Raw genomic sequence first — 9,245 nt, forward strand, 5'->3', positions numbered from 1 at the left:
GGGGGGGGGGGGTGGGGGGGTGGGGGGGGTGGGGGGCACTGGGGGGGGGGGGGGGGGGGGGGAGGGGGGTGCGGGGGGGTGTTCTCTTCGTGCGGCCCCCCCCCCCCTCCACGGCTCCCGCCCCCGACGGCGCGAGCCACCAAGCCCACCGCCCGGACCCATGTCGGCTCGCGCCCGCCGGGCTCCCGGCCCCGGCACGTCCCCGGCTCACCCCGGGCGTCTCCCGCTCACCACCCCGCCGGGTCGTTCCCCGCCACCGCGAACACCGTTCCGTCGGGCGCGCTCGCGTACACGCGTCCGCCCGCCACCGAGGGCGCCGGGAGCTGCGCCACGACCCGGTCGGACCGGGCGCCGAGCCGGATCGAGGTCTGGCCGACGAGCCGGCCCACGCGGCCGTCCACGGCGAGCAGCCGCCCGTCGGCCGAGGTGAAGTACACGTGCCGGGCGTCGGCGACGGGTGCCGAGCCCCGGCTGACGGACGTCTCCAGCCGCCACCGCTGTTTCAGCGTGTCCAGGTCGACGGCGACCATCCCGCCACCGGTGGCCAGCAGATGGACGGTGTCCCCGCGGACGGTGGCCTGGGCCTGCGGGAGCGCCACCGGGAGCGCGACCCGGCGCGACGTCTCCGTGCGCGGGTCGTACCTGACCAGGGCGTTCGTCTCACCGTTCAGGTCGTCGGCGGTGAGGACCAGAGCGCCGTGCCGGGTGCCGGCCGGGGTCAGCCGGCCCGCCAGCCGGGTGTCCCAGCGCACCGCCCCGGTCCCGGGGTCCACCGCGGTGACGTGCGTACCGGACCCGTCGGCCGTCAGGCTCGTGGCGTACGCGGGCCCGCCGCCGGGGAAGGCGACGACGGCCGGTGAGAGGTGCCCGGACAGCCGGTGGCGCCAGCGCTTGTGGCCGGAGGCGCCGTCGACGCCCGTGACGGTCCCGTCGGCATCGGTGAGCAGCACGGTGCCGCCCGCGTGCCCGACACCGCCGTACGCCGAGAGGTCCAGCTTCCAGCGCGTCCGGCCCGTGGCCGGGTCGAGCGCCTCGAGCCGCCGCCCCTCGTGGGTCACGACGTGCACCAGGCCGCCGGAGACGACCGGCGAAGGGACCGGGCCGGCCCGCTCGGTGGACGTGTGCCGCCACAGCACCGTGCCGTCGGCCGGGTCCAGCGCGGAGACCAGCCCGGGCTGCGCGCAGAACAGCTTGTCCGCCGCGTAGGCGCACTGCGGCGTCCCGAAGGCCTCTCCGGAGGAATGCGTCCCGGGGGAGCCGTCGGTGCCGGCGGGGCCCGCCGGGTCGGACGCCGGCCGGGTGTCCCAGGTGCTGACGACCGTCGACGCGGGCTGGGGCCGGTCACCGTGGGGAGCGTCGCGGTCCTGGAAGACCAACTGGGCCGAGGCCAGTCCACCGCCCACGACCAGGGCGAGCGCTCCGACGGCGAGGAGCAGCCGGTTGCGCAGCCGCCCCGCGGAGCCGCGCACCGCGTCCGCCTCCCGGCCACTGCCGCCCGGCGCGTCCGCCCCCCGGCCACTCCCGCCGGACGCGCCCTCCTCCCGTCCGCCGTCGCCCCGCCCTTCTCGCCCGTCACCGTCACCGTCACCGTCCCCGGCACTGCCGCCCCAGCCACCCTCGCGGGCCGCGTCCACGGGACCGAAGGGCAGGGCCGCCCGCTGTGCCGGTATGAACGCCTGGGTGTCGTACGAGGCGGCCGCCGAGCGCAGTTCCCGCATCAGCTCGTCGGGAGTGGGCCTGTCCTCCGGCTCCTTGGCCAGACAGCGCGTGACGAACGGCGCGAGGTTCTCCGGCACGCCGGTCAGGTCCGGCTCGTCGTGCACGACCTGGTACGCGACGACGTACGGGCTGTCGGAGTCGAAGGGGCCGCGGCCCGTGGCCGCGTGCACCATCACCGACCCCAGGGCGAAGATGTCCGCGGCGGGACCCACCTCCCGCGGACGCCGGAACTGCTCGGGCGCCATGAAGGGCGGCGTGCCGATCAACTTGCCCGTCTCGGTGTGCAGTTCGCTGTCGGACGGCCGGGAGATGCCGAAGTCGATGACCTTGGGGCCGTCCTCGGCGAGCAGGACGTTGCTGGGCTTGAGGTCGCGGTGGACCACCCCCACCCGGTGGATGTCCCGCAGCGCCTCGGCGAGTCCGGCCATCAGGCGGCGCAACTGACCGGTGCCCATGGGCCCGTTCCGCTTCACATGCTCGGCGAGGGTCGGCGCGGGGATGAACAGCGTGGCCATCCACGGACGTCCGCTGTCGGGGTCGGCGTCGACGACGGGCGCGGTGAACGCGCCGCTCACCCGGCGCGCGGCGGCGATCTCCTGCCGGAACCGCCCCCTGAACTCGGGGTCCCTGGCGAATTCCGCGTGGACGACCTTCACCGCGAGGCGCAGCCCGGATTCGCTGCGGGCGAGATGGACGACGCCCATCCCACCGGACCCGAGGCGATCCTCCAGGCGGTACCGGCCGGCGTATTCGGGAAGTTCCGCTTCCGCATCCGCTCCGGCGTTCCGCTGTGGCGCCATGGAACCCACCCCCGTGCTGTTCGTCCGCGCGCGACGCACGGAGCCTAGTCGATGCTTCGTGCGAGACAGAGGCGGCTTGCTAGCCTCCGCGTGCGACAGGCGAACAACTGTGCTTGGCGTGATGTCGACGGTCGTCCGTGGGACGGACGCGACATCCAGCCGGATTCATCCAGTCAGATTCAACGGGGGAGGCCTTCATGGCTGTTGACCGCATCGAGAGCACCGGGACCGAGAGAACGGAAACCGAGAGCACCGCGGCAGAGGCCGTGGCCACGACGACGGCCGCGAGCACGGCGGAGGCGGCGCTGCAGTACTACGCGATCGCACCGGGCCGGACGGTCAACGTCCGCAGCGGTCCCGGCACCTCGTACCGCATCGTCCGGGTCCTGCCCGAGGGCTCGCGCGTGGCGATCTTCTGCCAGCGCCCGGGCGAGACGATCAGCGGCCCGTACGGGACGACGAGCCTCTGGGACAACATCGCGAGCGGCGAGTACGTCTCGGACGCGTACGTGAAGACCGGCAGCGACGGATACGTCGCGCCGCGCTGCGGCTGAGCGCCGGTGCGCGGGGTTCGCGGGGGACCGGGTCGCGGGGGCGATAATCGTCGCGTGAGCAGCGACGAGACCGGTACCCCCGCGGGCCCCCAGCCCGAGCCCATCCGTTTCTTCGGCACGACGTGGGTGGAGCACGACGGCGGCTACGCGGCCCGCCGGGCCGGTGTGGCCGCCGGTTCCCTCGCCGCCGCGGTCGCCGCCTGCTTCGTCCTGCGCTTCGCCTACCAGGGCCTGGCGATCGCGGATGTGGGCCGGGCCGTGACGCTGCTGGTCGTCGTGATGTTCGCGGTGTGCAGCGCGCTCGCCTTCCGCCACACGTGGGAGACCTTCGCCGAGCGCCCCGACCCCGACCGGCAGGCCTCGCTCCGCGGACTCCTCGCCGTCGGCTTCGTCGGCTCCCTCTTCGCCTACTTCTTCCGCTCCCTCTCCGAGGCCCCGGGCGAGAAGCTCCACCGCGAGGAGTACGAGGCGGCCCGCACCCAGTACGAGCGCCGCACCGAACGCCGCACCCGCAACCCGTCCAGGAAGCGGCACGGCTAGGCCGTGTCCGCAAAGTCTCGTCGTCCGCCCGGAGGGCGGGTTCCGCGGCGTCTGGTGCGTGCTCTCGGCGTGCCGGGCGGAGACCTTCGTACTGGACCGTACTTGGGGCTTCGCCCGGTGCGGCGAGAGTGCGTGCCAGGCGTCGCGGAACAGGCGGGACTTTGCGGACACGGCCTAGCGCACCGCAGCCCTCCGGGGAGCGGCACGGCCGGCGCAGCGCACCGCAGCCCGTCCGGCGAAGCGGCCGACGTGCGCACTTCGGCCCGTCCGGCGTCCGAGGGCGAGTCCGCAGGCGATGCGGGCCGGGGGCGAGACCCTCGGGACGGGAAGGGGCGGAGGGGGCGAAAACCCGTCGGCGCATCACCGGTCGGCACGAAATCACCTGCCCCTCCCGTCCCGCCCCGGCCACCATGACCGTATGGCCGCCCCCGCACACGACTCGGACCGCGACTCGAACCCCACAGCCCACGCCTCCTCCCACCGCACCCGGGCCCACTCCTTCAACGCCGCCGCCGCCCAGTACGCCGCGAACCGCCCCTCCTACCCGGCCGCCCTCTTCGACGCCCTCGAAGACCTGGCGGGCCGCCCCGTCGCCGGCGCCCGCGTCGTCGACGTGGGCGCCGGCACCGGCATCGCGACCGCGCTGCTGCGCGCGAGGGGCGCGGACGTGCTCGCCGTCGAGCCGGGCGAGGGCATGGCGGCCGAATTCCGCCGCGCCCTCCCCGGCGTCCCGCTGGTCCGCGGCGACGGCAACGCGCTCCCGCTCGCCGCCGCCCGCGCCGACCTCCTCACCTACGCCCAGGCCTGGCACTGGACCGACCCGGCCCGCTCGGTCCCGGAGGCGATGCGGGTGCTGCGTCCGGGCGGCGCCCTCGCCCTGTGGTGGAACATGGACGCCCAGGACGTCCCGTGGATCGCCGCCCAGGCGGGCCGGGTGGAACGCCGCTTCGGGGCGGGCATCGGCAAGAAGAGCGGCGGCGGCCCCCGCGCCGAGCTGGCCTTCACCAACGCCCCGCACGTCCCCGAGTTCGCACACCGCCGGATCCGCTGGAGCCGCACGGTCCCCCTCGACACCCACCTCGCCAACATCGGCAGCCACTCGCTCTTCCTGGTCCTCGGCGAGGAGGGGACGTCGGCCTTCCTCGCCGAGGAGCGCACCCACCTCCTGGAGGTCTTCCCGGACGGACGGGTCGAGGAGATCTACGACGTCATGCTGATCGTCGCCACCCGCCCGTGACCCCGGCCGGCGGCCCCCACCGGCCCCCGGCCCACCCCCACCGGGCCGCCACGACCCGGCCGCGCGCCCACCCCGTGTGGTCAGCGCGGCGTCTGCGGCACGCCAACCCAGGCCTTGACGAGCGAGCACTCCAGCCCGCAATAATCATCACATGGTGAATATCAATCGGCGGCCGCCCGACCCCACCGCGCCCCCGGCCGTCCGCGCCGAAGGCCTCACCGTCGTACGCGGCACCCGCCAGGTCCTGCGCGGACTCGACTTCGCCGTACCCCGTGGGCAGATCACCGGCCTGCTCGGCCCCTCGGGCTGCGGCAAGTCCACCCTGATGCGCGCGACCGTCGGCACCCAGGCCAGGGTGACCGGCACCCTCGAAGTCCTCGGCCGCCCCGCCGGCGACGCCGCCCTCCGCTCCCGCATCGGTTACGTCACCCAGGCCCCCTCCGTCTACGACGACCTGTCCGTCCGCCAGAACCTCGACTACTTCGCCGCGATCCTCGACCCCGGCCGGCCGGCCGCCGACCGACGCCACGAGCACGTCACCCGGGCCATTGCCGACGTCGACCTCACCACCCACGCAGACTCCCTCGCGGGCAACCTCTCCGGCGGCCAGCGCAGCCGCGTCTCCCTCGCCGTCGCCCTCCTCGGCACCCCCGAACTCCTCGTCCTCGACGAGCCCACCGTCGGCCTCGACCCCGTCCTGCGCCGCGACCTGTGGAGCCTCTTCCACTCCATCGCCGCCGACCGCGGCGCCACCCTCCTCGTGTCCTCACACGTCATGGACGAGGCCGAGCGCTGCCACCGGCTGCTCCTGATGCGCGAGGGCGGGATCCTCGCCGACGGCACCCCCGACGCCCTCCGTGAGCGCACCGGCTCCGACACCGTCGAAGCCGCCTTCCTCCACCTGGTCGACGAGGCCGTCGTCGCCGGCCGGCCCACCCCCGCAGGCACCCCTCCCGCCACCGGCACCCCGGCCGCGAACGACGACCGTCCCCGCAAGGAGACCGCCCGATGAGCACCACCACAGCCACCCGCCCGGGCGCGGACCCGGCGGCCCGCCCGAGCGCCGTCAACCGCTCCCGCACCACCGCGACCGCGACCCGCGTCCTGCGCCAGCTCCGCCACGACCCGCGCACCATCGCGCTGATGATCCTCATCCCGTGCGTGATGCTCCTGCTGCTGCGCTACGTGTTCGACGCCAGCCCGCGCACCTTCGACTCCATCGGCGCCTCGCTGCTCGGGATCTTCCCGCTCATCACGATGTTCCTGGTCACCTCCATCGCCACCCTGCGCGAACGCACCTCCGGCACCCTCGAACGCCTCCTCGCCATGCCCCTGGGCAAGGGCGACCTCATCGCCGGCTACGCCCTCGCCTTCGGTGCCCTCGCGATCGTCCAGTCCGCGCTCGCCACCGGGCTGGCCGTCTGGTTCCTCGGACTGGACGTCACCGGCTCGCCCTGGCTGCTCCTGCTGGTCGCCCTGCTCGACGCGCTGCTCGGCACGGCCCTCGGCCTCTTCGTCTCCGCCTTCGCGGCCTCGGAGTTCCAGGCGGTCCAGTTCATGCCGGCCGTGATCTTCCCCCAGCTCCTCCTCTGCGGCCTGTTCGCCCCGCGCTCGGACATGCACCCCGTCCTCGAAGCGATCTCCGACGTCCTCCCCATGTCCTACGCCGTCGACGGCATGAACGAGGTCCTCACGCACCCCGACATGACGGCCGCCTTCGTCCGCGACGCCCTGATCGTCGCGGGCTGCGCCCTCCTGGTCCTGACCCTCGGCGCGGCCACGCTCCGCAGGCGCACGAACTGAAAGCCGCCACCCGCCGCAGGCGCACGACCCGAGAGGTGCCGGCCGGACGGCCCCCGTCCCGCCCAACGGACAGCACGGCCCTCCCGGCACCCCGGGTGCGAGGATGGACACCGGACGACGCACCCCCGGAGGGCACCCGCACATGAGCCAGAAAGTCGCAGTCCTCGGTACCGGCAAGATCGGCGAGGCCCTGCTCAGCGGCATGATCCGCGCCGGCTGGGCCCCCGCCGACCTGCTGGTCACCGCCCGCCGCCCCGAGCGCGCCGAGGAACTCCACCAGCGCCACGGAGTCACCCCGGTCGGCAACATCGAGGCCGCCAGGACCGCCGACACCCTGATCCTCACGGTCAAGCCCCAGGACATGGGCACCCTCCTCGACGAGCTCGCCCCGCACGTCCCCGTCGGCCGCCTCGTCATCAGCGGCGCCGCGGGCATCCCCACCTCCTACTTCGAGGAGCGGCTCGCCGAGGGCACTCCCGTCGTCCGCGTCATGACGAACACCCCCGCGCTCGTCGACGAGGCCATGTCCGTCATCTCCGCGGGCAGCCACGCCACCGCCGAGCACCTCGCCCACGCCGAGGAGATCTTCGGCGCCGTCGGCAAGACGCTCCGCGTCCCCGAGTCCCAGCAGGACGCCTGCACCGCGCTCTCCGGCTCGGGACCCGCGTACTTCTTCTACCTGGTCGAAGCCATGACGGACGCGGGCATCCTGCTCGGCCTGCCCCGCGACAAGGCCCACGACCTCATCGTCCAGTCCGCGATCGGCGCCGCCGTGATGCTCCGCGACAGCGGCGAGCACCCCGTGAAGCTCCGCGAGAACGTCACCTCCCCCGCGGGCACCACGATCAACGCCATCCGCGAGCTGGAGAACCACGGCGTGCGCGCGGCCCTCATCGCCGCGCTGGAAGCCGCCCGCGACCGCAGCCGCGCACTGGCCTCCGGCAACAGCTGACCCGGCCCCGAAGCCGGGGGCGCGCCACCCCCCGGCCCCCGGACCCCTGCCCGTCGCCGGTCATCCGCCCGCAGGCAGCAACCCGATCGCCCGGTACGCCGCGTCGACCGTCGGCCGCCCCAGCTCTCTCGCCCGCTCCGCACCCCGCCGCAGCACCCCCGCCACATGGGCGGGGTCCGCGCACAACTCCTTGTGCCTCTCCTGGACGGGCCTCAGCAGTTCGACCACGGCCTCGGCGGTGTCCCTCTTCAACGCTCCGTACGACGTGTACGACCCGCTCAACGCCTCGGGGTCACCACCCGCGCAGCTCGCGAGGATCTCCAGCAGATTGGAGACGCCGGGCCGCTTCTCCGGGTCGTACACCACGTCCTGAGCGCTGTCCGTGACCGCCCGCATCACCTTCTTGCGTACGGTGTCCGGCTCGTCGAGCAGATACACGACCCCCGGCCCGACGTCGTCGCTCTTGCCCATTTTCGACGTCGGCTCCTGCAGGTTCATCACCCGCGCCGCGACCTCGGGCCGGGTGGCCCGCGGCACCACGAACGTGTGCCCGTACCGCTGGTTGAAGCGCACCGCGAGATCCCGCGTGAGCTCGACGTGCTGGGTCTGGTCGTCCCCGACCGGCACCTCGTCCGTCCCGTACGCCAGGATGTCCGCCGCCATCAGTACGGGATACGTCAGCAGCGACAGGCGCACACTCCCGCCGCGCTCCCGCTCCCGGGCGGCCTTCTCCTTGTACTGGATCATCCGCCGCATCTCCCCGTCGGTCGCGACGCACTCCAGCAGGTAAGACAGCCGCGTGTGCTCGTCCACCTGACTCTGCACGAACACCGTGCACAGCTCCGGATCCAGCCCCGACGCCAGCAGCAGCGTGGCCGCCTGCCTGCTGAGTCTGCGCACCCGGGCCGGATCGTGGTCCACGGTCAGCGCGTGCAGGTCCACGATGCAGAAGAGGGCGTCGGCCCGGTGCTGGTCGACCTCGGCCCACCGCCGTACGGCCCCCAAGTAGTTCCCCAGCGTCAGATGCCCGGTCGGCTTGACCCCGCTGAAGATCCGCGTCATCACTCCACCTCCTGGTCGGGACCGCCGCGACCGCCGGCCGGTCCTCCCGGAGGGAGACGCAAAAACGGCCGCCGAGGCGGCGGCCGTTGGATGCATACGTGAGCACGGCCGCCCTCAGGCGGCCCACCACTGCTGGGTGCACGCATGCGTAGTCATGGACCGAGAGTACGCCTCCGGGGCGCTCCCAGGGGTGGAGTTGACACGCCCCTGCCCCGTACGTAATGTTCTCCGGGCTGTCCGACGTGAGCGCCGACTCCGGTCGGTCCCCGGACGGCCATTCCGCAGCAAGCATCCAACGAACGGCGTTCAGTCGTCGCGTCGTTTTCATGCGTGCTTGCGAAATGAGGAATCCCCGTTCGAAAGGACGTCGGCCCGATTAGCTCGGGAGCCGAGATTCCGCTAAAGTCTCACTCGTCGGAACGGCCCAAAAGCCGGGAAGGCAAGCCCCGCTGACTGGGAATCAGGCCCGAAAGGATCTGGTAGAGTCGGAACCGCCGGAAAGGGAAACGCGAAAGCGGAAACCTGGAAAGCACCGAGGAAATCGGAACCGGAAACGGTCTGATAGAGTCGGAAACGCA

The 9,245-nt window shown here is 73.4% G+C and carries 8 protein-coding genes; 6 read left to right on the forward strand and 2 right to left on the reverse strand.

Features of this window, described 5'->3' with window-relative positions:
• Nucleotides 1-227 precede the first annotated feature (227 nt).
• The gene (locus tag AC069T_RS17610; protein WP_478783606.1) at nucleotides 228-2,519 is read right to left on the reverse strand and encodes a serine/threonine-protein kinase; all 2,292 of its coding nucleotides are present in this window, start codon (nucleotides 2,517-2,519) and stop codon (nucleotides 228-230) included.
• Between the two features lie 197 nt (nucleotides 2,520-2,716).
• Here AC069T_RS17610 and AC069T_RS17615 point away from each other — a divergent pair, with 197 nt between their 5' ends.
• The 6 genes from AC069T_RS17615 to proC all read left to right on the forward strand — a co-directional run bounded on the left by AC069T_RS17615 (nucleotide 2,717) and on the right by proC (nucleotide 7,605).
• A complete protein-coding gene (locus AC069T_RS17615) occupies nucleotides 2,717-3,073 on the forward strand; it encodes an SH3 domain-containing protein (protein ID WP_478783607.1) in 357 nt (118 codons plus the stop codon).
• Nucleotides 3,074-3,127: 54 nt separating this feature from the next.
• A complete protein-coding gene (locus tag AC069T_RS17620) occupies nucleotides 3,128-3,613 on the forward strand; it encodes an EamA/RhaT family transporter (RefSeq protein WP_478783608.1) in 486 nt (161 codons plus the stop codon).
• Between the two features lie 418 nt (nucleotides 3,614-4,031).
• Entirely contained in the window at nucleotides 4,032-4,850 is an 819-nt protein-coding gene (locus AC069T_RS17625) for a class I SAM-dependent methyltransferase (protein WP_478783609.1), read from the forward strand.
• A 151-nt stretch (nucleotides 4,851-5,001) separates the two neighbouring features.
• Nucleotides 5,002-5,862 carry an ABC transporter ATP-binding protein gene (locus AC069T_RS17630; protein ID WP_478783610.1) on the forward strand — a complete coding sequence of 287 codons (861 nt, stop codon included), beginning with the start codon at nucleotides 5,002-5,004 and terminating at the stop codon, nucleotides 5,860-5,862.
• Nucleotides 5,859-6,653 carry an ABC transporter permease gene (locus AC069T_RS17635; protein WP_478783611.1) on the forward strand — a complete coding sequence of 265 codons (795 nt, stop codon included), beginning with the start codon at nucleotides 5,859-5,861 and terminating at the stop codon, nucleotides 6,651-6,653. The genes AC069T_RS17630 and AC069T_RS17635 overlap by 4 nt, the downstream gene beginning before the upstream one ends.
• A 142-nt stretch (nucleotides 6,654-6,795) precedes the next feature.
• Nucleotides 6,796-7,605 carry a pyrroline-5-carboxylate reductase gene (gene proC, locus AC069T_RS17640; RefSeq protein WP_476753605.1) on the forward strand — a complete coding sequence of 270 codons (810 nt, stop codon included), beginning with the start codon at nucleotides 6,796-6,798 and terminating at the stop codon, nucleotides 7,603-7,605.
• Between the two features lie 60 nt (nucleotides 7,606-7,665).
• Here the strand turns inward: proC and trpS are convergent, their stop codons facing one another.
• Nucleotides 7,666-8,667 carry a tryptophan--tRNA ligase gene (trpS, locus tag AC069T_RS17645; protein WP_478783612.1) on the reverse strand — a complete coding sequence of 334 codons (1,002 nt, stop codon included), beginning with the start codon at nucleotides 8,665-8,667 and terminating at the stop codon, nucleotides 7,666-7,668.
• Between the last annotated feature and the right edge of the window lie 578 nt (nucleotides 8,668-9,245).

This window comes from Streptomyces sp. NPDC043867, from assembly GCF_056435845.1.